The organism is Neobacillus vireti (assembly GCF_036962345.1).
Classification (GTDB): domain Bacteria; phylum Bacillota; class Bacilli; order Bacillales; family Cytobacillaceae; genus Neobacillus; species Neobacillus vireti_A.
The window spans coordinates 134,218-155,156 of sequence record NZ_JBALNB010000012.1; the positions used below are offsets into that span (position 1 = coordinate 134,218).

Below are 20,939 nucleotides of genomic sequence, written 5' to 3' on the forward strand. Positions count from 1 at the left end.
ACAAATTTCACCTAAACAGGTCATTTCGTCCAAACTATTTATTCCGCTGAATCATAGTATGTTGAAGGATTCTAAGGGGATGTCCACCAAGAGAAGAGAGGAACGAGAAGATGGTAAATCCGGATTTTTGGAAAAATAAAAATGTCTTTATAACAGGTCATACAGGATTTAAAGGTTCGTGGTTATGCCTATGGCTGCATTCCTTAGGTGCAAACGTAACCGGCTACAGCTTAAAGCCGCCCACCTCCCCGAGTTTATTTGAGTTATGCGAGCTGGAAGCACTCATCCCTACTTACTACGGAGATATTCGTGGCAAAGAAACGCTGGAAAAAGCAATCTTCGAAACAAATCCGGATATTGTCATTCATATGGCCGCCCAGCCATTGGTCCGCGCTTCTTACCTCCACCCGGTTGAAACATACGCTACCAATGTAATGGGAACCGTTCATCTACTAGAATCGGTAAGACTGTCAGTCCAAAAGGGCGTAAATTTAAAGGCAGTCATCAATGTTACAACAGATAAATGCTATAGCAATCAAGAATGGCCATGGGGCTATCGAGAAATCGATGTGCTTGGCGGCTACGACCCTTATTCCAATAGCAAGGCCTGCTCCGAACTGGTAACGGAAGCGTATAGGAATTCATTTTTTCAAAGCAGTGGGATTGGTCTTGCTAGCGCACGTGCGGGAAATGTGATTGGTGGAGGCGATTGGGCACTCGACCGTTTGCTGCCGGATTGCTTTCGGACCCTAGCCCAAAATGGGAAAATAAAAATCCGAAACCCGCATGCGATTCGGCCGTGGCAGCATGTGTTGGATCCCTTAAGTGGGTATTTGACATTAGCAGAATATTTATACACACATGGAACACGTTTTGCAGAGGGATGGAATTTTGGTCCTGATGATGGCGATGGAAAAACGGTGGAATGGGTTGTAAACCAAATTTGTGCGAAATGGGGCAACAGTGCTTCCTATGAAGTTGTTCGTGGACCACACCCGCATGAAGCACACTATTTACGACTAGATTGCTCAAAGGCGAAATCTAAATTAGGCTGGTTCCCAAAATGGAATGTAGAGCAAGCCATCGATAAGAGTGTGGAATGGACAAAGGCATATTTAGCCCAAGAGGATGTTAAAGCTGTCTGCTTACAGCAAATCGATGAGTATTCAAAAAGCTAACAAACAAAGGGAGGAGAATCATGAAAGTCGTTATACTTTGTGGAGGAAAAGGAACGAGAATGAATGAAATCACCAATGAGCTTCCAAAGCCTCTTACATTAATAGGGGAGAAGCCGATTCTTTGGCACATCATGAAAATTTATCAGAACTATGGATTCAATGAGTTTATTTTATTGCTCGGGTATAAGGGTGAGAAGATCAAAGAATATTTTATGGACTACGAATGGAAGAATAATAGTTTTACGATGGATTCCTCTACCGGAGAGATTAAAATCTTAGGTCAAAAAGAGAAATGGAAGATTACTTTCCTTGAAACCGGTCTTAATACGATGACGGGTGGAAGAATCAAAATGGCGCAGGAGTTTATCGGCGACGAAAGCTTCCTATTAACCTATGGTGATGGCCTATCTGATGTTAATTTATACGAGTTGGTCGAATTCCACGAGACAAAAGGAACGGTTGCAACGGTAACAGGAATTAAGAAAAAAAGTCAATTTGGCACCCTAACCGTTCATCAGGGTCTTGCAGAATCCTTCGAAGAAAAAACACAGACAGATGAAATCATCAGTGGCGGCTACTTTGTGTTAAAACCGGAGGTCTTCAACTATTTAAAGGATGATGTCAATTGCATATTTGAAGAAGAACCTTTGAAAAAATTAACACAGGACCGTCAATTATCTGTCTATCTTCATGATGGATTTTGGACAGCTATCGATACGTATAAGAATGTATTAGATGTCAATGAAATGTGGGAGCAAGGGAACGTCGCATGGAATCCGGAACTAAAATGAGAAACTATTTTTGCGCGATCCTATCGAAAACGAGGCTTTATCAAGGCCTAGCTTTACTTACTTCGCTAAAAAAAGTAATGGGTAACGATTTTTACATCTTTATTCATTGTATAGACGAAGAGACGTTTACCCTTTTGAAAAAAATGAAATGGGAAAATTCAAAGCTCATCCCCGAAAAAAAATTAGCGAAGAGTATTGTCTTACTAAAAAACGAACGGAAAGTTCATGAGTACTGTTGGACATTGAAACCGGTCATCTGCGAATATGTATTGAGAAATTATCCGTCTGTCAAACGGATTACCTATCTGGACTCAGATTTGTATTTTTGGGGAGACCCAAGAACGATTTTTAAAAAACAGCCAGACTGTTCGGTGCTGCTTTCTATCGAAGAAAAATATAGTTCTAGAGCCAACCAAGCCATTCAACGGGGAAGCAAGATAACGGGTTTATACAATTCGGGATTTATCACTTTTAAACAGGATGAAATAGGTCTACAAGCAGTTACGTGGTGGAAGAAAAAATGCTTGGAAAACTGTAGGATTTCCCCTAAAGAAGGACTCTTTGGGGACCAAAAATATTTAGACGAGCTGCCTGAACGATTCGGAAATGTTTGTACTATTACAACACCTGGCGTAAATGTCGGACCATGGAATGAATTAAAGTACAAATTTTTAAAAGTTAATGAATCCATTTTGATTGATCATCACTTGCTTATTTTTTTTCATTTTAGTGGTTTACGAGTAATCTCCAAAAACAATATTCAGTCGGTTAATACAGTGAGTAAGAAGAGAAGTCCATTTATTTATCAACTTTATCGTGAAGCTATTGATGAGGCAATTGAGCTTGTTGAGAACATAGATCGAACTTTTAATGGATATGCTGGCGAGCTGGATTTGCAAAGATATTGGAATAAAGGCGGTGAAAGAAAATGATAGATCCTCCAATAGGTTACTACAGTCGTACAGTCGATTTTTTATCCACTTACAAGGATGAGACCACTCCTGCTCTGTATAAAAGACTTCCCATCCAACGGACCGTGATGAACACTAAGCCAAAGGGAGTCGAAACCATTAACTGGCATTATCATCCCCGAATTCCTAGGCAATTTGTAGCAAGTATTCCTTGGGGACGTGTCTGGGGAAGTAACGGAAGTGTCATCACACCTGATAATAAGCTGCTGTGGGATGTTTCGTTTGAGTATAATCTAACTCCAAAGACACATTCCATTTTCAAACAAAAGGAACTTTCCCCCATTACCTATACCCTTGAAACCTTGGCGGTTATCACCTTTCAAGTTAGTTTCAATTACTTCCATTGGATGTTTGATGTTTTGCCGCGGTTGGAATTACTACGCAAAAGTGGAATTGCGTACGATCGAATCGTTATCAATCGCGGTAAATATTATCATAAGGAGTATTGTGAATTTCAGGATGAAAGCTTGAAATTGCTTGGCATTTCAAAAGAAATGATCATTGAATGTCAACCAGATACGCATATTCTTGCCAAGCAATTAATTGTTTCTTCCATGGCGGGCTACTCCGCCCATGTACCGAAAAATGTTTGTCAGTTTCTAAGAAATGAATTTTTAGCAAAGGTCAAGGTTCGAAATGAAAGTAAGAACAAACGAATTTTTATCAGCCGCGAAGATGCCCTGCATCGTAAGGTATTGAATGAAAAAGAGGTATTTGCTGTTTTAGAAAAATACGGATTTAAGATGGTTAAATTATCTACCCTGTCATTTGTTGAAAAAATTGAGCTTTTTAACCAAGCTGAAGTCATTGTCTCTCCGCATGGGGCTGGGCTTACAAACCTTATCTTTTGTAACCCAGGAACCAAAGTAGTGGAATTATTTACACCCACTTATTTGCTGCCATGCTTTCATATCATAAGTAATCATATGGAACTTGATTATTACGGTTTGATAGGGGAAGTGGTACCACGGGATGCCCACCGCAGTAACCATAAAGATCCGATTGTCATTGATATCGATAAGCTGAAAAAAACAATTAAATTAGCAGAATTAAAGTAGAAAAAAGTTTTTAAGAAATGAGGTGTATAAGGTATGGAAAGTGTCTACTGCACGATAATGACAAAAAGCAGGTTGTATCAGTTTCTTGCACTCATTTCCTCTTTGAATAAAGTCAGAGCTGGAGAATTTCGTTTTCATGTCCTCTGTGTCGATAAAGAAACCTACAATCTCCTGAAAAAGTTGAATTGGGATCATGTCATCGCAACCCGTGATAAAGAGCTGGGTGAGGATATTTTAGCTTTAAAAAAGGAGAGGAGAATCCATGAATATTGCTGGTCATTAAAAGCGCTATGGCTGGAAACGATTTTTCAGAAAAACCCTGAAGTGATGCGGGTAACCTTTATGGATTCCGATTTATATTTTTGGGACGACCCAGAATTGATTTTTAATGTGCAGCCAGATTGTTCTGTTTTATTATCAAGAGAAGAAAAATACCATCCTGATTGGAAAGGTAATTTCGTCAAAAGGTTGAAAAGACTAACAGGAGAATACAACTCGGGATTTATCAGCTTTAAGCGTGATAAGATGGGGACGGCATGTTTAGCCTGGTGGAGGGAAAAGACCTTGGAAGCATGTAGAATCGACCCGCGAAAGGGAATCTTTGGTGATCAACGGTATTTAAATGAGATGCCGAAGTTATTCTCAAACATCTGTGATATTACAACCGCTGGCGTGAATGTTGGGATCTGGAATTATCGAAAATATACTTTTTTTGAAAAAAATGGCCAAGTATTCATCGACCGAACTCCTCTTATCTTTTATCACTTTAGTGGTGTTAGAGTCATAAATCAAGATAATAAGGTGGAAATTGTCCACGGGACACACGAAAATACACCGTTTGTTTTCACGATTTATCAAAATATCCTTACACAGCTTGTGACGAAGGTTAGGGAAGTGGAGCCTCTTTTTGACGGATTTGCAACAAAGGAGGATTTACAAAAGTATTGGTAATTTTGAAAGGGAGGGGGGAAAGTGAAAGACCTTAAACGACTTTGCAGGGAATATAAAATTGGCCGTTTGTTAGAGGTTGAGGACCTTCTTGGGGGCGGTTATATTAATGCGAATCTAAAGATTCGTACCAGCAAGGGTAAATATGTAGTTCGTATCTTCCTTAAGGAGGTAGAAGAAGATCAGCTGCAGTATGCTTATTCGATTGTTTCCGAGCTTTCTAAGGCCGGGGCACCTGCCTTACTGCCACTCTTGAATCAGAACGGCTTACCATATGCAAGGTATAAGGAGTTTATCGTGCAGATTACTCCCTTTGTAGAAGCCAATCGTTTTCTATCGGTCCCTGAACAAGCCTATCATAGTGGTAAAATGCTCCGCCGGATACACGGAACTCTTGCTAGCATTAAGGAAAGTCCAAAATCAACCGGTGTTTACCATTATTACCAGCTTGATCCTACTTCCATCATGAAAAGCTTGCAAGAAGAAGGGCATACCTTGCCCAGTCATAAGGGGACGGCCATCGATAATTTATTTCGTATGCTGCACCCTCATGTCATCGACACTAGTAATCTCCCGAAGACAATCATTCATGGAGATTGGAACCCATCGAATCAATTGTATAGGGAGAATAACGAGGTTCATTGTTTTTTGGATTTTGATACCTTGCAGCGGGGTGAACGGATCTTTGACGTTGCCTATGCCCTTTACTTTTTTCTCATACAGAAACGTAATAAAGTGTTGTGTCAGGCATTTCTGAAAGGCTATGGCGGGTTGACAAAACAGGAAATCAGCGTGCTGCCAAATCTTATCGTCAGGATTGGTTTGTACTTTGCAATCCTTGTGGACCAAGGAGACTTTAAGTTTGCTAGAAATAAGGTACAAATGGAGTGGCTAATCTCGGACAAAGGCAGGAAAACTGTTCAGGGATTCTGCATAAGAGGGGCATGATGGCAGTGCTTAACTGGAAAAATAAAAACGTATTTGTGACAGGATGCACCGGGTTTGTCGGTAGACATTTGGTCGAGGAATTGCTTCGCTTAGGCGCAAATGTTACGGGCTTGGTCAGAACACCCTCTTCTTTTAAAGGAATAAATCTGGCTTATGGGAGCTTGGCTGATTTCGATGTGATAAAAAAGGCGCTTGAAGATTATAAGATTGATACTGTTTTTCATATGGCAGCACAGGCAGTTGTAGGAGAAGCTCAAACGAACCCTGTCGGAGCCTTTGAAACCAATATTCGCGGAACCTGGAATATACTGGAGGCTTGCCGGCAAACATCAGTTGCACGGGTGATTGTCACTTCCAGTGAAAAAGTGTATGGTGATTTGGCTGTCCCGCCTTATGTGGAATCCATGCTTTTAAACGGAAGGCATCCCTATGATGTTTCGAAAAGCTGTGCCGATTTAATTGCCAACAGTTATTATCATACGTATCAACTGCCGGTATGTATCGTTCGCTGTGGAAATTTATATGGGGGCGGAGATTACCATTTTACAAGACTCATTCCACAAACCATTCGGGCAGTTCTACAAAATGAAGCACCCGTGATTCGCAGTAATGGAGGCTTGGTACGGGACTTTTTTTATATCGAGGATGCGGTAAGAGCTCATTTATTTATAGCTGGAAAAATGGAAGAAGGTCAGGCAGAAGGCGAAGCGTTTCATTTTGGCTACGAAATGCCGCTAACGATCCAAGAAGTAGTAAAGCGGGTTTTAGAGATGATGAAGAGCGATTTACAGCCTATCATGCAAAATCAAACTCGTTACGAAAATAAACAAAATTACTTATCTGCAAAAAAAGCTAGGGATCTCTTAGGCTGGAAACCAGTTTATGACTTTGATTCTGGATTAAGCAAAACCATTGAATGGTATCGTAGGTATTTTAACTAGCAAAGGCTGTTTCCGTAATGATTGTTGTTAAAATCTTAAAGCCGATTTTAACATGGAAATAGTTATTTTGTGCTCTAGAATCTAGTTTGCAGGCTCTTTTCTTATAAAATTTAATCTATTTTCTGCAAAAAACAACAAAGTTTAAGAAAAGAGCCTTAGCAAAAAAGACCATATAGATAAATAACATGGTCTTTTTTATGTCTATCTTATTCTAAATTGTAATACCCGCAAACGACTGTTCCGACTGCTTTTGCTGCGACTAAGAGGGCATCTTCGTCGATATCAAATTTAGGATGGTGGTTGAAGTATGGTTTTTCCACCCCTTTTGGTGTACAGCAAATATAGAAGAAGCATGCTGGGAATTTTTTTGCATAATGCGCAAAGTCTTCTGATGGAGACATTGGCGGGAATTCTTGAACGTCCACAATGTCTTTGTCGTTTGCCTTTTTCAAAGAAGAGGCAACCAATTCTGTCAATTCGGGATCGTTGTATAGCGGCGGATAGTCGGGTGTATAGGTTAACTCGCATGTCACACCGAATTCTTCTCCAATGCCTTTTGCAATCCTGCTAATTTCTTTTTCAATTTTTGCTCGCGTTTCTTCCGTCATTCCACGAACATCGCCTTCGATTTCAATGCTATCCTTTATGACATTGAAGGTTCCTTTTCCATCAAATGAACCTATGGTAACGACACCGACTTCAAATGGATTCAACCGGCGGCTCACCACTGTTTGAACCGCTGTGACAAAGTGTGCACCTGCGACGATGGCGTCATTTGCCAAATGTGGGGAGGAGCCATGTCCGCCGACACCTTGGACTTTCAACTTAAAGTACGCACGACCTGGGAATACATACCCACTGTTATACCCTACTTTACCAGCTGGTCCAAGTGGTAATAAGTGAATACCGAAAATATTATCCAAATCATCTAATAAACCAGATTCGATCATGCCGATGGCTCCACCTGGTGGAACTTCCTCTGCTGGTTGATGGACAATTTTAATCGTACCAGGGATTTCAGCTTTTAATTGAATCAAACAATCTGCTAGAACTAGCAGGTATGCTGTATGCCCATCATGTGCGCAGGCATGCATAACACCAGGATTTTTCGATTTGAACGGTAAGTCTGTTTCTTCTTCTATTGGGAGTGCGTCGAAATCAGCTCTGAGACCAATTGTTTTTCCTGGTTTCCCTCCTTTAATGGTGACAATAATTCCATAGCCTCCGCCTACCTTTGTATCAACCTGTACATCCTTGCCTTTATAAAACTCCTCAATATATTTACTTGTTTTTTCTTCTTTAAAAGAAAGTTCAGGATTTTCATGAAGATGACGGCGAATCTGAATGATTTCATCCTTACGTTCTTCGAGCATTTGCATTAAGTTATTTTTCATTGTTAATTCCTCCATTGAAATTATGCGGCCTTCTTACTAATTGCTTCAGGATCTTCTTTCCCTGCATTTTTAGGAACCATAAAGATGATAGAAAGCAGTGCTAATACTCCAAAGAGAACATTTGTAATAATCCCCCATGTTGCACCAACATCGACGTTATTGGCAGATATGACGTTATAAACAGTAGCAGAAATCGCCACTCCAAAAGCGCCTCCTAATGAACTTGCCATTTTATAAATCCCAGCTGCTTCTCCCACTTTATTAGATGGAGCATTTGTTACGGAAGTATCAGTAGATGGTGTGGCATAAATCCCTAAACCTAGTCCGAATAATGCGTACCCAATAAATACAACAACGGTATATGGTAAATCTGGTAAAAACGTTAAGCCCATAATGGCCACGCCAATGGTCGTGATAATCGTTCCCCAGATCATCGGTTTTTTAGCACCAATTTTTTGTAGAATTTTCTCCCCAACACGAATCATCGCTAAAACGGCGACTAAGTATCCAAGTGATAACATCCCGGCTTGGAAGGAAGTAAATCCCCGGCCTACTTGTACATACGTATTGGCAACAACCATTGTACCTGCAATGGCATTAAGCAGGAAGTTTGAGAAAGTTGCACCTGAGTATGGCTTATTTTTAAATAAAGAGAAATCGATCAGCACCACTTTTTTACTTTTCTCTACCTTGACGAAGATGAATGCCCCAACCACTGTCACGGCTGCTAAAATGATGGAAATGGGGCTTGTCCACCCTAAATCAGACCCATAGTTAATTAAAACGTTTAATGCCAGCATGACAACAATAAAGATACCTAATCCAGTATAGTCGAATTTGAATTTGCCTGACGTTTCTGCTTTACTCTCTGGAGTATCTTTAATTAAATACAAACCAAGAATGGCAAAAATAATCGAGAAAATAAAGATCCATCGCCAGCCTAAGTAGGTTGCAATTAATCCACCTGCAAATGAACAAACACCGGATCCACCCCAAGAACCGATCGACCAGTAACTAAGTGCCCGCTGGCGATCTGCGCCTTCGTAATAAGTTTTTACTAAAGCAATCGTTGCTGGCATAATACATGCTGCTGAGAAACCTTGGATAATCCGACCAATAATGAGAAGAACGGCTCCATTTGCTAAAACTAAACATAGAGAACCAATGATACTTAAAATCAGCCCAATATTGGTAATCTTTTTTCGGCCTATTTTGTCAGCTAAACCACCCATTGCTACAATAAATATACCTGAGAATAATGCTGATAAACTGATACCTATATTTAAAGTCCCTAGGGAAATTCCTAAATCTTTTTGAACGGCAGGTACCACATTGACTAAAGATTGAGCAAATAACCAAAACGTGATAACACCGAAAACAATCCCTATGATCAATTTATTTGTTCCTTTATAACTGTTTTCCATGGTTCTACCTCCTTAGTTATTTTATCTTTCCATATCGGAGGAGATATTAGAACATGAAGATTAAGGGAACTACTGGTGTTTTTTCCTCTTTGAATAAATTCAGATTGAATAAGAATTGACTGTTCAAATTTTTGTCAAAACATTTTTAACATATTGTGAACATATTCACATTGTGATGTTTGAAACGGTATAAACGAGTATAGTGTAAGTATAGAGAGCAAGATAAATTTGAAAGAAGGAATGAAAAATGTTCAATCATTTTTTAAGAGAAAATAAGGTTTCAGCAGCTATTTTAACAATTATTCGTTTATATCTTGGTTACGCTTGGTTCTCTGCAGGACTTGGGAAATTACAGAGCGGTGCATTCGACGCTTCTGGGTTCCTAGGAAATGCAGTAGCAAATCCAGTAAAAGGTCCTGACGGCAGCGTGGTTTACAGCTGGTATGTTCACTTCTTAGAAAGCTTTGCCTTACCAAACATTGATGTTTTTAACTTCATCGTTCCTTGGGGCGAAACACTAATCGGATTAGGTCTTATGCTTGGATGTTTAACAACAGCAGCAATGTTCTTTGGTTTAGTAATGAACTTCAGCTTCTTCTTAGCAGGAACTGTTTCTCATAACCCAACGGATATCTTCTTAGGCTTCATCATCTTGACAGCAGGTTACAACGCAGGCCGTTACGGTTTAGACCACTGGGTGGTACCATTCATCCGCAAAACAGTAGGAAAAGACAAAGTAAAAGCAACTGCATAACGGATAGCGAGGAATACTGGCGGATAGCCGGAAATACTGGCGGATAGCTAGAAATACTGGCGGATAGCGAGAAATACTGGCGGATAGCCGGAAATACTAGCGGATAGCGAGAAATACTAACCGATTCGTCCCCCTCGAATCGCAGATATATAGTATAAAAAAGACGATTCGTTCCCCCGCGAATCGTCTTTCTTTTAGGTTAGAGTATGAGTAACGCAGATATAATCTGTTTATCGCAGATATAATTGAATTAACGCAGATATAACTGAATTATCGCAGATATATCGTCTTTTCTATCTTCTATTGCCTAACTGCTTCCGCCAACAAATCCACGATATGAACGGCACGCATTTTATCAGATAACCCTTCGCGCTCGATTCCCAGCTGCATTTGCAGCAGGCAGCCTGGATTCGCTGTAACAATCGTCGTCGCGTGGGTTGCTTTTGCCTGGACCATTTTGTAGTCGAGCATAACCATCGACATTTCGGACTCGACGATGTTGTAGATGCCGGCGGAGCCACAGCAGCGATCGGCGTCTTTCATTTCCTGATACTTCACCCCTTGAATGGACTGCATCAAAATCCTTGGAGCAGAAGCTGTTTTCATCACATTTCGTAAATGGCAGGAATCCTGATAAGTAATGACCTGAGCTGAGAGCTCTAATTTCACTTTTTTATGAAAAGAGACCGCAACAAGTATTTCTGAAATATCCTTTATTTTCTCCTTGAAGGCCACTGCCCGTTTGCTCCAATCAGGATCATCTTTCAGCAGGTGATCATAATCAATGAGGAATGCACCGCAGCCTCCAGCATTGGTAATAATAAAGTCGGCACCCAGGTCTTCAAATGCCGCAATGTTTCTCTTGGCAAGCTCTTTCGCTGCATCCTTTTCACCGCTGTGACCGTGCAAGGCACCACAGCAGGTTTGCTGCTTCGGAATCACGATTTCGCAACCAGCAAGCTGCAATAATTTCATGGTAGCGTCATTTGTTTTCATGAACATTGTATCCATTAAACAACCGCTAAAAAATGCAACACGATGGACTTTTTCCGTCAATGCTGGCAGCTGTTCCGGTCTGTTTTTCATTTCTTTCATCGTTGGAACTTTAGGAAGCACCTTTTCCATGGTAGCTAAATTGTCAGGTAAAAGCCCTAAATAACCTGTTTTGCGTGCTAGGGTTTGTATCCCTGAACGTTGATAAAACCCAAGCAGGCCAACCATCGTCCGCATGCGATTCTGGTGTGGGAATAACCCATCAAAAACCGTTTTTCTCACCGCTCGCACTGGCAGCGAGTGTTTTTTGTTTTGATTGATGATATCCCTTGCTTCTTCTAGTAGGTGGCCATAATTGACACCTGAAGGGCAGACCGGCTCGCATGCCCGGCAGCCGAGACAAAGGTCGAGTGAACGTTCAAAATCCTCATCCGGTTCCACGATTCCGTCAACAACCGCTTTCATCATTGCAATGCGGCCGCGAGGAGAATGGGATTCTTTATAACCTGATTCAATGTAGGTTGGACAGGTTGGCAGACAAAAACCGCAGCGCATGCAGTTCAGTAATTCATCTTCGTTCATCCGCTCTTTAAATTGTTCTTGAATCTTTTCTTGTTCAAGTAATGTTGTCATCTAGTAATCACCACACGTTTCTTGCTGTCTTTCGCGAATACCTTGCCTGGATTCATGATGTTATTTGGATCGAAGGCCTGTTTAATTCCCATCATGGCAGCGATCCCTTCTTTTTTCAGTTTCCATTCAAGATACGGTGCCTTCATCGCTCCAACACCGTGTTCTCCGGTAATGGTTCCGCCTAATTCAATCGCCTTTTCAAAAATTTCCGCGAATGCCTTTTCCACGCGTTCCATTTCCTCATGGTCTCGTGCATCCGTTGCACAGGTTGGATGAAGATTACCGTCACCCGCATGACCAAAGGTACAAATGGTTAACTGATATTTTTCGGTGATATCATTGATGGCCTTTACCATATTGGCAATTTCTGAACGCGGGACAGTTGCATCCTCTAATATGGTTGTCGGCTTTAACCGTGCTACCGCTGAAAGTGCTGCACGTCTTGCTGTTGTAAGCGCCATGGCTTCCTCTTCAGTTGCAGCAATTTGAATCGATACCGCATGTTCCTGCCTGCATACTTCTGCGATCTTTTGAATATCACGTTCAACCACTTCAGGTGGACCATCCTGCTCGATTAGCAGTACCGCTTGGACGTCTGTCGGCAGCCCAATTTGAGCATAATCTTCCACTACCTTTAATGTTGCTTGATCAAGGAACTCAAGAGTGGTTGGAATGATTTTATTGGCAATAATCTTTGAAACGGAACGAGCGGCAGCACCTAGGTCTTGATAAAGAGCCAGCATCGTTTTCCGGGTTTCCGGCATAGGAACGAGTTTCAAGATCGCTTCGGTAATGACGCCAAGCGTTCCTTCTGAGCCGACAAATAGACGCGTCAAATCATATCCGGCCACATCCTTTGCCAGCTTTCCACCGGTTCTGATGATATCGCCATTTGCTAAAACTGCTTCAAGCCCAATTACATAATCTCTGGTAACGCCATATTTGAGACCACGCAAACCGCCTGAGTTTTCATTGATGTTACCGCCGATGGTAGAGATTGTCATTGAACTTGGATCGGGTGGATAGAATAAACCTTTTTCTTCAATGGCATTAATCATATCCAAGGTAACGACCCCGGGCTGAACGGTAACGGTTAAATTTTCTTCATCAATTTCAAGAATTTTGTTCATATGTTTAAAAAGAAGAACAATCCCGCCCTCTGTTGGGCAGGTTCCAGCGCAAAGATTGGTACCAGAACCGCGCGGGACAATCGGAATTTTGTATTGATTGCAGATTTTCAAAATCTTCGATACCTCTTCAGCGTTTCGAGGACTGACAATGGCATCTGGCATTGACTGATAGTTCGGAGTGGCATCGTAGCTATAGGCTAAACGTTCAATTTTAGAATCATCAAAGTTATTTTTAGTGACAATCGTAATTAACTTTTCTTTTATTTCATTCGAGAGCATGCTATTTCCCCCATTTACCCACTATTTTCATACTACTTAAAGTATAAAAAAGCAGGCCTCTGCCCGCTATGGATAATCATCTAAAAATTATCTGTAATCTTTAAGAATTTTTGGTTGTTCATCTAAAAAGAGAGTAGCCAGATACAGAGAGAACAAATCATGAATGCTCGTTGGATTTAACCTGGTCAGATCCTCGATTTTTTTCAAACGGTAATGAAGTGTATTGATATGGATGTGCAACGACTGAGCTGTCTTTTTTAGAGAATGATTTTGTCTAAATAATTCAGCTAACGTTTCCAAAAGGTCCTTTTCCTTTAAAATCGGTCCAATGGTACGGTGAACGTATTCAGTCTTTGTTTCTTCCGTCAGTTCCCCCGTCACCATTTCAAGGGTTAATTCCTCATCTAAAACAATACTTTTTTTTCTTCTTGCCAGTTTCAATGCTCGTTCAGCCTGTGCATAGGAATCATGAAGCTTAGAGGGGACCGCACATTGACCGACACCGGCATAAGCACAAATCCCAAAACTTGACTGGATGAAATTGAAAAAGCTCTCCAGCCGATTTTTTATGGTTATAGCATGTGAACAATCGATTAAGACGATAATCCGTACATTTCCTGACCGGGTTAAGACATCATTTTTATTTTGCGAAAAGGACTTCAAAATCGAAGACCACACCACTCTAGATAAAGGACTTTGTTCAAACTCGATGATGACGGCTGTTCGATTGAGTTCAAGATCAATACCCAGCGCTCTAGCTCGCTCAAGCAAGTCAGGGCTGTGTTCCTTTGCCTGCAGCCATTCCAGGACAAAGGTTTCCATCGCTCGGGAATGATAATCAAACTGTTCACCATAATAATTTTCACGAATTAACAACTCGGTCATTTTGCGGATGATTTCACCAAAAGGGGTGACGGTTTCAGGGACACCGGTAATCCCAATGACACCAATTACTTCTTTTTGAAAAAATATCGGGAGATTGATTCCAGCTTTAACCCCTTTTAATTTAAAGGTTTCTTTTTCGGTGATAATCAGCTTTTTCTGCTGTTGTGATGTGATTAAGGCTCCTTCATGAAAGGTACCAATTCTTTTCCGGTTTGTACTGGCCATGATGATGCCGTTTGTGTTCACGACAATGATTTCTTCTGACATTAATCTTTGAACTTCGGTGACGATTTTTTCTGCGAGTTCAGGTTGAAGCATGCTCAGCACCATCCTTTATGTTGAAAAATTATTTTAAACATATCTATAATCATAATGAAATAATAATACAAAGGGGAGAGTAAATTGAAATATAAATTGTTAGCGACTGATTTGGATGGAACATTATTAAATGAGCAAAAAGAAATTGATGTGGAAAATATCGAAGCCATTCATGAGTTCCGCCAAAAAGGTGGAAGAGTGGTTATCTGCAGCGGGCGTTCGCCCAGTTCCACACGCTGGATTGCCGATACGATTGGCTTAAAAGGGGAACCAACCATTGCCTATAATGGGGCATTTACGCTTAATGAACATGGTGAAATCGTCGAGCAATCTGTGTTTCAGCATGACCATTTGCTGAGTTTCTGGGAATTATGTCAAGGGGAAAAGATTTATGCTCATTTTTACGAAGGGGAAACACTCCTCGTTCCAGCCGTAACCAAATGGAATGAAAGATGGATTGAGAATAATATTCTACCCCTGGAAAAAACAGGCGGACGGGTAGAAGAACTTGTGCGGGTACGGGGCAAATGCCAGGTAAAGACGGTAGAGGATTTAAATACGTATTTTACGACCACTCAACCGAAGATTACGAAAATTGCAGTATTTGATGAAGAAGATAGGCTTTTTGATTTTTCAAAGGTGATTGCTAAGCAAGTGGGGGGAATGGAAGTTAGCAGTAGCCTTAATTTTCTTAATCTCGAAATCTCGCCGGCAGGGGTAAGCAAGGCTTCCTCGTTGATTAAACTAACACAGCAGCTTGATATCCCGATGTCACAGGTGGCAGCGATTGGGGATAATTACAATGATTCCTTGATGCTTACTGCAGCAGGGCTTGGGATTGCGATGGAAAATGCTCCAAAAGAAGTGAAGGAAGCTGCCGACGTGGTGACGGGCAGTAATGATGAAGCGGGTGTTGCACAGGCAATCCGTCGCTATTTACTAAAATAGTTTTGAAATTAAATTTTACTTTTTGAGTAAAAGTATTGAAATACCATTTCAAACAAGTTATACTATGAGTACAGTAATCGCTTACATCTAGAAAACCCCACAGGAGGAGAAGGCAATGATTGAAGAAAATCTCGGATTATTAACAACCGAATCCCGAAATGAAAATTCCATGCAGATAGATACGGCTAAGGCCGTCGATATATTACGAATCATGAATGAACAAGATCAATTGGTAGCACTTGCAGTCAAAGAGGTATTACCAGAAGTAGAGGCTGCAGTTCAGTTCGTATTTGAATCCTTTAAAAAGGGAGGCCGCCTGATTTATTTAGGCGCTGGTACGAGCGGAAGATTAGGCGTGCTTGACGCCGTTGAATGTCCGCCAACTTTCAGCACTGAACCTGAAATGGTCCAAGGATTGATGGCTGGTGGAGAAGGCGCCTTTTTGAAAGCGGTTGAAGGAGCTGAAGATGATCCAGAACTCGGTGTCAGTGATTTGAAGAATTTAGGACTTACGGAAAACGATACAGTAATTGGAATTGCTGCCAGCGGACGGACTCCCTATGTTATTGGCGCCCTTCGCTATGCACGAAGCATTGGTGCTAAAACGGTCGCCCTTTCTTGTAATAAAAATGCAGCGATTAGTAAAGAGGCCGACCAAGCGATTGAGGTTATTGTCGGTCCAGAGGTCCTGACAGGTTCCACCCGTTTGAAGTCTGGAACCGCTCATAAAATGATTTTGAACATGATTTCTACCTCATCAATGATTCTTTTAGGGAAAGCGTATGAGAACTTAATGGTGGATGTGAAGGTAAGTAATCTAAAGTTGAAGGAACGTGCGATTGGGATTATCCGAAAAATTACCGGTGTTTCCTATGAAGTTGCACTAGAAACCCTTGAAAAGGCTGATCTTCAAGTAAAAACAGCGATTGTCATGATTAAATCAAATACAACCAAAGAGCAAGCAGAAAAGTTGTTGGATGAAGCAAATGGTTATGTAAAGGTCGCAATCCAAAATGTTGAAAAATAAAGCTGTTTTCTTTAGAAAAACAGCCCAAAGAAAAGGTGGGAATCTATGTGGCAGCAGGCGGATTAAAAATGCTCCAAAATATGCTTGAACAGCTTCCAGCTTCTGAACGGAAAATTGCACAATACATCCTTGACCACCCTCAAAGTATATTAAACAGTACTGTCAATGATATCGGTGTTCAAGCAAAAACAAGCGGGGCAGCGGTTATCCGCTTGTGTAAGTCACTTGGATTAAATGGGTTTCAGGATTTAAAGGTTCGAATTGCTGGGGATTTAGTAAAACCAGCAGAACAAGGGTATCGTGACATTGAACCTGGTGAAACCTATTTTTCCATCGCTCAGAAGACGACGAGTAATAGTATTCAAAGCATTCGTGATACGGAGGAAATCATCAATTTTGAAGAATTGGAACGTGCGGTCACGACCTTGCTTTCTGCTCAAAATGTCCACTTTTTCGGAATCGGTGCCTCGAATATTATTGCAAAGGATGCTCAGCAGAAATTCCTGCGGATTCAAAAAAATGCGACGTCTTTTACGGATACCCATCTTGTTGCTACCATTATTGCCAATGCAGGGAAAGATGATGTCGTGTTTGGTATCTCGCATTCAGGAGAAACAGCTGAGGTCATTAAAGTAATGGCATTGGCAAAGGAGCGCGGTGTGAAAACGATTAGTCTAACAAAATACGGACAATCCGCCGTCTCTTCGTTAGCTGATATCAAACTTTTCACCTCTTATTCAGGGGAAGCGCCTTTCCGAAGCGGGGCGACGTCATCACGTTTAGCTCAGTTATATTTGATTGATATTTTGTTTTTATCAATGGCAACCGTTCAATATGAGCACAGTATTCAAGCGATTGACCAGACAAGAGAAGCAATTCGCTTTATTAAAGAAGGGAATTAGCTTTGCAGGGGGTGATGTGAACACCGTGTTGACTGGGGAAATTGATCACTACCATCAAAATATTACATTACAACAGAGAGTAGGGGAAATGAAATGGCTGGAGAAAATAATAAAGTTTTAGCGGAAAAGATTCTCGAACAATTAGGCGGCTCCACAAATATTGGCAACTACACGCATTGTATGACCAGACTTCGAGTAACACCGAATGATGAGTCTGTTGTCAATAAGGCAGCTTTAAAGAAAATAGATGGAGTTCTTGGTGTGGTAGAAGAAGAAACCCTGCAAATCATTCTTGGACCTGGAAAAGTAAATAAGGTAACAGAAGAGTTTGGTAAGTTGATAGATGCTTCAGGCGGAATCAATTTAAAAGAGAGAGCCGCAAGCACGAAGTCTGAAATTAATAAAAAGAATGCCACACCATTTAAGTTGTTTTTACGAAAAATCGCTGGTATCTTTATTCCGTTAATCCCAGCCCTTGTGGCATCAGGATTAATTACGGGGATCACAAAAGCGATTGTCCAAGCCGGCTGGTTAGCAGGTGATTCACAGCTTGCAACGATTTTATCTGTAATTGGCGGCGGATTATTCGGCTATCTTGGTATTTTAGTAGGTACGAATGCAGCGAAGGAATTTGGCGGTTCACCAGCGCTTGGTGCGATTGCCGGTATCTTAATTATTAACCCAGCGGTTGCAGGCATCCATTTGTTTGGCACCGATTTACTTCCTGGCCGCGGTGGTTTAATTGGAGTCCTGTTTGCAGCAATCTTTATCGCTTTAGTTGAGAAACGAGTACGTAAGTTTGTTCCAACTTCTCTTGATCTATTCGTTACACCAACTGTGGCTTTATTGGTTACTGGTATTGTTACCTATCTTGTCTTTATGCCAATTGGTGGTTTTGTTTCAGACGTCATTACAAAAGGTTTAACTTCATTACTTGATATGGGCGGTGCAGTCGCCGGATTTGTTCTTGGTGCTACCTTCCTGCCGCTTGTTGTGACTGGATTACATCAAGGTTTAACTCCAATACACTTAGAGTTAATTAATACAATTGGTGATGACCCACTTCTGCCAATCCTAGCAATGGGTGGAGCAGGGCAAGTCGGTGCTGCGTTTGCCATTTATGTTAAAACAAAGAAGAAACGTTTAAAACAAGCAATTGGCGGTGGTCTGCCAGCAGGTATTCTTGGAATCGGCGAGCCGTTAATCTTCGGTGTTACGCTCCCATTAGGCCGTCCGTTCTTAACAGCATGTTTAGGTGCCGGTGTCGGCGGTGCGTTCCAAGCAGCATTTGGTATTGCAACAATTGCAATCGGGGTATCTGGTCTGCCACTTGCTTTCATTGTGGTAACAGGTCAAGTTCTACTTTATTTAGTTGGGGTATTAATTGCCTATGCAGCAGGATTTGTGTTTACGTATCTCTTCGGTTTCAAAGATGAGATGGCTGGTGAATTCGATTGATCGGTATTTCCTTCTATCTCAATGATCCTTTAGCAGAAGAACGAATTACAATGGCTGGAAAAATGGGTGTGAAGCGGGCATTTACCTCGCTCCACATTCCAGAAGAATCGGGGGATTTAGCCCATCGTGCAATGACGCTGCTTCAAAAAGCGAAGGAATGCGGCATAGAGGTTTATGCGGATGTGTCGCTGCGAACACCATCGCATTTGGGATTAGCAAGCTTATTCGATTTGAAAAATTTAGGTGTAATCGGGCTACGGCTGGATGACTTTTTTGATAATCAAACGATATTGAACCTTGCAAAAGAGTTCAAGCTTGCATTGAACGCGAGTATTTTGTTTGAGGCTGAAGTCCGTGCTCTTTTGGATGGCGGTTTAAAAGCAGACCAGCTGCTGGCATGGCATAATTTTTATCCAAGACGGGACACCGGTTTATCTGATTCGTTTTTTCAAAAACAAAATGAACTTTTTAAAAAGCTGGATATTCCTGTTTGTGCGTATATTCCAGGTGACGGGGAAAAGCGCGGTCCATTATTTGAAGGGCTGCCAACCTTAGAAGAGCACCGTGATTTGGATTCATTTATGTCTGCATTGGAATTGTTCGCTTACGGTATCGAGGATGTTTATATCGGTGATCCCGAGGCAAGTGAGGATCTCCTTCGGAAATTAATCGATTTTGATCAACATGATTGTGTCGAGGTCCGAATTAAAGGGTTTCAAGAAGGGGAGTTCAAGCTCCGTCCTGATTTTTCCCGAGATGTTCTAAGGTTCATGGATACGAGAAGTGCGGATCCTGTTGTCCCTGAGAACACAACCCACCGCGGAATTGGTTCGATTACGATGGATAATGACACTTATGGACGATACCGCGGCGAGGTACAAATCACCCTTTGTGACCTCCCTGCGGATGAGCGTGTCAATGTAGTGGGAAGTGTGATAGAAGACGATTGGCTGCTTCTATCTTATCTAAAGCCGGGTCAAAAAGTAAAATTCATACAGGTTTAAACAGAACTGCCTCTTTGGGGCAGTTTTTTACATATTGACCTGCGATTCTTATTTTCATATAATATGACAGTTGTTTTTTACGTTTAATACCTTGTTAAAGTAGTTCAGCTTTTGATTGAAAAGGAGCAGTAATAGTGGCAAAAAGTATGTGGATGACACCGGAAGAATCTATCCGTAAGAAAAAGATGAAGAAAACCATACTTTATATTAATATTGCAATTGGTACGATTTTACTTAGTGCATTAGTAACGATCCTAGCAAATAAAGTATCATAATATGAAACCTAATCCTTTTTGAGATTAGGTTTTTTTGTGGCTACATTGCAGGATACAAGATTAGATTGTACACGAAAATTGTGCTGTGCAGGAATACAGTAACAAAAGGCATAAGGGATAATTCAAGTGTCGGAAATTTCCTTTTTTGGGCAACTATATAGGTAGGGGTGATTTTTATGGAAGAGTTGAAATATCTAAACCCGACCGAGCTGCTGGAGAAGATCTATGATACGCTTTGCTCCGAGTATGAGGATGAAGCCCATTACGACAAAGATCAGGACAAACAGGATATAGAGGTTACGAAAAAACGTTTAACCAAAAAGGTGTTTAACGAATTTGTCGTCGACGATGAATATTTTTTAACCATGGATTCGAAAACCTTTAAAGAGCGGTATCATCTATTTGAAAAAGACTTCTTTAAGTTAATTACCGAATGCAGCAAAAATGGTGTTCCCTATGAAAAATTCGCGGTAATCATTGACGACCTTCTAGCATGTGCCCACTACCGGCTAAACGCATTCGAACAGCTCAATGAAGCAATTTCAAGAATACAAGCAGAGAAGGAACTAGAAGAAGAAGCCCCCGAAGGAGAAATCGAAGAAGAGATAGAGGAAGAAGCATGAAATATACAGTCATGTATAAATGGTGCCTGTCACCGCCCGTGGACACTGTCCACGGGC

20 protein-coding genes are annotated in these 20,939 nt (G+C 41.2%); 15 read left to right on the forward strand and 5 right to left on the reverse strand.

All coding sequences use genetic code 11. The features are described 5' to 3' along the window. Nucleotides 1-110: 110 nt before the first annotated feature. Genes rfbG through V7108_RS15260 form a run of 7 tightly spaced genes read left to right on the forward strand, consistent with a single transcriptional unit; the run spans nucleotide 111 to nucleotide 6,835 of the window. The gene (rfbG, locus tag V7108_RS15230; protein ID WP_335568694.1) at nucleotides 111-1,178 is read left to right on the forward strand and encodes a CDP-glucose 4,6-dehydratase; all 1,068 of its coding nucleotides are present in this window, start codon (nucleotides 111-113) and stop codon (nucleotides 1,176-1,178) included. 20 nt (nucleotides 1,179-1,198) lie between these two features. After that, a complete protein-coding gene (locus V7108_RS15235; RefSeq protein ID WP_335568695.1) occupies nucleotides 1,199-1,969 on the forward strand; it encodes a sugar phosphate nucleotidyltransferase in 771 nt (256 codons plus the stop codon). Beyond that, nucleotides 1,948-2,901, forward strand: coding sequence for a glycosyltransferase (locus V7108_RS15240; RefSeq protein WP_335568696.1), 954 nt, complete (start codon nucleotides 1,948-1,950; stop codon nucleotides 2,899-2,901). The genes V7108_RS15235 and V7108_RS15240 overlap by 22 nt, the downstream gene beginning before the upstream one ends. Then, entirely contained in the window at nucleotides 2,898-3,998 is a 1,101-nt protein-coding gene (locus V7108_RS15245) for a glycosyltransferase family 61 protein (protein ID WP_335511763.1), read from the forward strand. The genes V7108_RS15240 and V7108_RS15245 overlap by 4 nt, the downstream gene beginning before the upstream one ends. 33 nt (nucleotides 3,999-4,031) lie before the next feature. Further along, nucleotides 4,032-4,949 carry a putative nucleotide-diphospho-sugar transferase gene (locus tag V7108_RS15250; RefSeq protein ID WP_335568697.1) on the forward strand — a complete coding sequence of 306 codons (918 nt, stop codon included), beginning with the start codon at nucleotides 4,032-4,034 and terminating at the stop codon, nucleotides 4,947-4,949. Between the two features lie 21 nt (nucleotides 4,950-4,970). Next, the gene (locus V7108_RS15255) at nucleotides 4,971-5,894 is read left to right on the forward strand and encodes a phosphotransferase enzyme family protein (protein WP_335568698.1); all 924 of its coding nucleotides are present in this window, start codon (nucleotides 4,971-4,973) and stop codon (nucleotides 5,892-5,894) included. A 5-nt stretch (nucleotides 5,895-5,899) separates the two neighbouring features. Next, on the forward strand, nucleotides 5,900-6,835 hold the full coding sequence (locus tag V7108_RS15260) for an NAD-dependent epimerase/dehydratase family protein (protein ID WP_335568886.1): 936 nt from the start codon (nucleotides 5,900-5,902) through the stop codon (nucleotides 6,833-6,835). A 206-nt stretch (nucleotides 6,836-7,041) separates the two neighbouring features. Here V7108_RS15260 and V7108_RS15265 read toward each other — a convergent pair whose 3' ends face one another. Together V7108_RS15265 and V7108_RS15270 are read right to left on the reverse strand one after the other, a co-directional pair. Further along, nucleotides 7,042-8,229: a M20 family metallopeptidase gene (locus V7108_RS15265; protein WP_335568699.1), complete on the reverse strand. Its 1,188-nt coding sequence runs from the start codon at nucleotides 8,227-8,229 to the stop codon at nucleotides 7,042-7,044. 20 nt (nucleotides 8,230-8,249) lie between these two features. Continuing rightward, the gene (locus V7108_RS15270) at nucleotides 8,250-9,653 is read right to left on the reverse strand and encodes an MFS transporter (protein ID WP_335568700.1); all 1,404 of its coding nucleotides are present in this window, start codon (nucleotides 9,651-9,653) and stop codon (nucleotides 8,250-8,252) included. A gap of 247 nt (nucleotides 9,654-9,900) precedes the next feature. Between V7108_RS15270 and V7108_RS15275 the strand changes: the two genes are divergently transcribed. Beyond that, a complete protein-coding gene (locus tag V7108_RS15275; protein ID WP_335511753.1) occupies nucleotides 9,901-10,407 on the forward strand; it encodes a DoxX family protein in 507 nt (168 codons plus the stop codon). Between the two features lie 300 nt (nucleotides 10,408-10,707). Here the strand turns inward: V7108_RS15275 and V7108_RS15280 are convergent, their stop codons facing one another. The 3 genes from V7108_RS15280 to V7108_RS15290 form a co-directional block, all read right to left on the reverse strand. Then, entirely contained in the window at nucleotides 10,708-12,033 is a 1,326-nt protein-coding gene (locus tag V7108_RS15280; protein WP_335568701.1) for a (Fe-S)-binding protein, read from the reverse strand. After that, complete coding sequence (gene glcD / locus V7108_RS15285; protein ID WP_335568702.1) at nucleotides 12,030-13,442, reverse strand: glycolate oxidase subunit GlcD; 1,413 nt, start codon at nucleotides 13,440-13,442, stop codon at nucleotides 12,030-12,032. The genes V7108_RS15280 and glcD overlap by 4 nt, the downstream gene beginning before the upstream one ends. Before the next feature lie 87 nt (nucleotides 13,443-13,529). Continuing rightward, nucleotides 13,530-14,645, reverse strand: a complete 1,116-nt coding sequence (locus V7108_RS15290; protein WP_335568703.1) for a CdaR family transcriptional regulator — start codon at nucleotides 14,643-14,645, stop codon at nucleotides 13,530-13,532. Nucleotides 14,646-14,729: 84 nt separating this feature from the next. Between V7108_RS15290 and V7108_RS15295 the strand changes: the two genes are divergently transcribed. The 7 genes from V7108_RS15295 (at nucleotide 14,730) to V7108_RS15325 (ending at nucleotide 20,882) form a co-directional block, all read left to right on the forward strand. Further along, a complete protein-coding gene (locus tag V7108_RS15295; RefSeq protein WP_335568704.1) occupies nucleotides 14,730-15,593 on the forward strand; it encodes a Cof-type HAD-IIB family hydrolase in 864 nt (287 codons plus the stop codon). 115 nt (nucleotides 15,594-15,708) lie between these two features. Next, nucleotides 15,709-16,620, forward strand: coding sequence for an N-acetylmuramic acid 6-phosphate etherase (murQ, locus tag V7108_RS15300; protein ID WP_335568705.1), 912 nt, complete (start codon nucleotides 15,709-15,711; stop codon nucleotides 16,618-16,620). Between the two features lie 47 nt (nucleotides 16,621-16,667). After that, the gene (locus tag V7108_RS15305) at nucleotides 16,668-17,522 is read left to right on the forward strand and encodes a MurR/RpiR family transcriptional regulator (RefSeq protein ID WP_335568706.1); all 855 of its coding nucleotides are present in this window, start codon (nucleotides 16,668-16,670) and stop codon (nucleotides 17,520-17,522) included. A 93-nt stretch (nucleotides 17,523-17,615) separates the two neighbouring features. Next, on the forward strand, nucleotides 17,616-18,980 hold the full coding sequence (locus tag V7108_RS15310; protein ID WP_335517957.1) for a PTS transporter subunit EIIC: 1,365 nt from the start codon (nucleotides 17,616-17,618) through the stop codon (nucleotides 18,978-18,980). Then, on the forward strand, nucleotides 18,977-19,984 hold the full coding sequence (locus V7108_RS15315; RefSeq protein WP_335568707.1) for a MupG family TIM beta-alpha barrel fold protein: 1,008 nt from the start codon (nucleotides 18,977-18,979) through the stop codon (nucleotides 19,982-19,984). Before V7108_RS15310 ends, V7108_RS15315 begins: the two co-directional genes overlap by 4 nt. Before the next feature lie 134 nt (nucleotides 19,985-20,118). Beyond that, the gene (locus V7108_RS15320) at nucleotides 20,119-20,259 is read left to right on the forward strand and encodes a hypothetical protein (protein ID WP_335568708.1); all 141 of its coding nucleotides are present in this window, start codon (nucleotides 20,119-20,121) and stop codon (nucleotides 20,257-20,259) included. A 176-nt stretch (nucleotides 20,260-20,435) separates the two neighbouring features. Continuing rightward, nucleotides 20,436-20,882 carry a hypothetical protein gene (locus tag V7108_RS15325; protein WP_335517947.1) on the forward strand — a complete coding sequence of 149 codons (447 nt, stop codon included), beginning with the start codon at nucleotides 20,436-20,438 and terminating at the stop codon, nucleotides 20,880-20,882. The last annotated feature ends 57 nt before the right edge of the window (nucleotides 20,883-20,939 follow it).

What these genes read in the sequence shown, in the direction of transcription:
- rfbG (WP_335568694.1), top strand. Translation starts at nt 111, where the DNA reads ATGGTAAATCCGGATTTTTGGAAAAATAAAAATGTCTTTATAACAGGT.
- V7108_RS15235 (WP_335568695.1), top strand. Translation starts at nt 1,199, where the DNA reads ATGAAAGTCGTTATACTTTGTGGAGGAAAAGGAACGAGAATGAATGAA.
- V7108_RS15240 (WP_335568696.1), top strand. Translation starts at nt 1,948, where the DNA reads ATGGAATCCGGAACTAAAATGAGAAACTATTTTTGCGCGATCCTATCG.
- V7108_RS15245 (WP_335511763.1), top strand. Translation starts at nt 2,898, where the DNA reads ATGATAGATCCTCCAATAGGTTACTACAGTCGTACAGTCGATTTTTTA.
- V7108_RS15250 (WP_335568697.1), top strand. Translation starts at nt 4,032, where the DNA reads ATGGAAAGTGTCTACTGCACGATAATGACAAAAAGCAGGTTGTATCAG.
- V7108_RS15265 (WP_335568699.1), bottom strand. Translation starts at nt 8,229, where the DNA reads ATGAAAAATAACTTAATGCAAATGCTCGAAGAACGTAAGGATGAAATC.
- V7108_RS15270 (WP_335568700.1), bottom strand. Translation starts at nt 9,653, where the DNA reads ATGGAAAACAGTTATAAAGGAACAAATAAATTGATCATAGGGATTGTT.
- V7108_RS15275 (WP_335511753.1), top strand. Translation starts at nt 9,901, where the DNA reads ATGTTCAATCATTTTTTAAGAGAAAATAAGGTTTCAGCAGCTATTTTA.
- V7108_RS15280 (WP_335568701.1), bottom strand. Translation starts at nt 12,033, where the DNA reads ATGACAACATTACTTGAACAAGAAAAGATTCAAGAACAATTTAAAGAG.
- glcD (WP_335568702.1), bottom strand. Translation starts at nt 13,442, where the DNA reads ATGCTCTCGAATGAAATAAAAGAAAAGTTAATTACGATTGTCACTAAA.
- V7108_RS15290 (WP_335568703.1), bottom strand. Translation starts at nt 14,645, where the DNA reads ATGCTTCAACCTGAACTCGCAGAAAAAATCGTCACCGAAGTTCAAAGA.
- murQ (WP_335568705.1), top strand. Translation starts at nt 15,709, where the DNA reads ATGATTGAAGAAAATCTCGGATTATTAACAACCGAATCCCGAAATGAA.
- V7108_RS15310 (WP_335517957.1), top strand. Translation starts at nt 17,616, where the DNA reads ATGGCTGGAGAAAATAATAAAGTTTTAGCGGAAAAGATTCTCGAACAA.
- V7108_RS15325 (WP_335517947.1), top strand. Translation starts at nt 20,436, where the DNA reads ATGGAAGAGTTGAAATATCTAAACCCGACCGAGCTGCTGGAGAAGATC.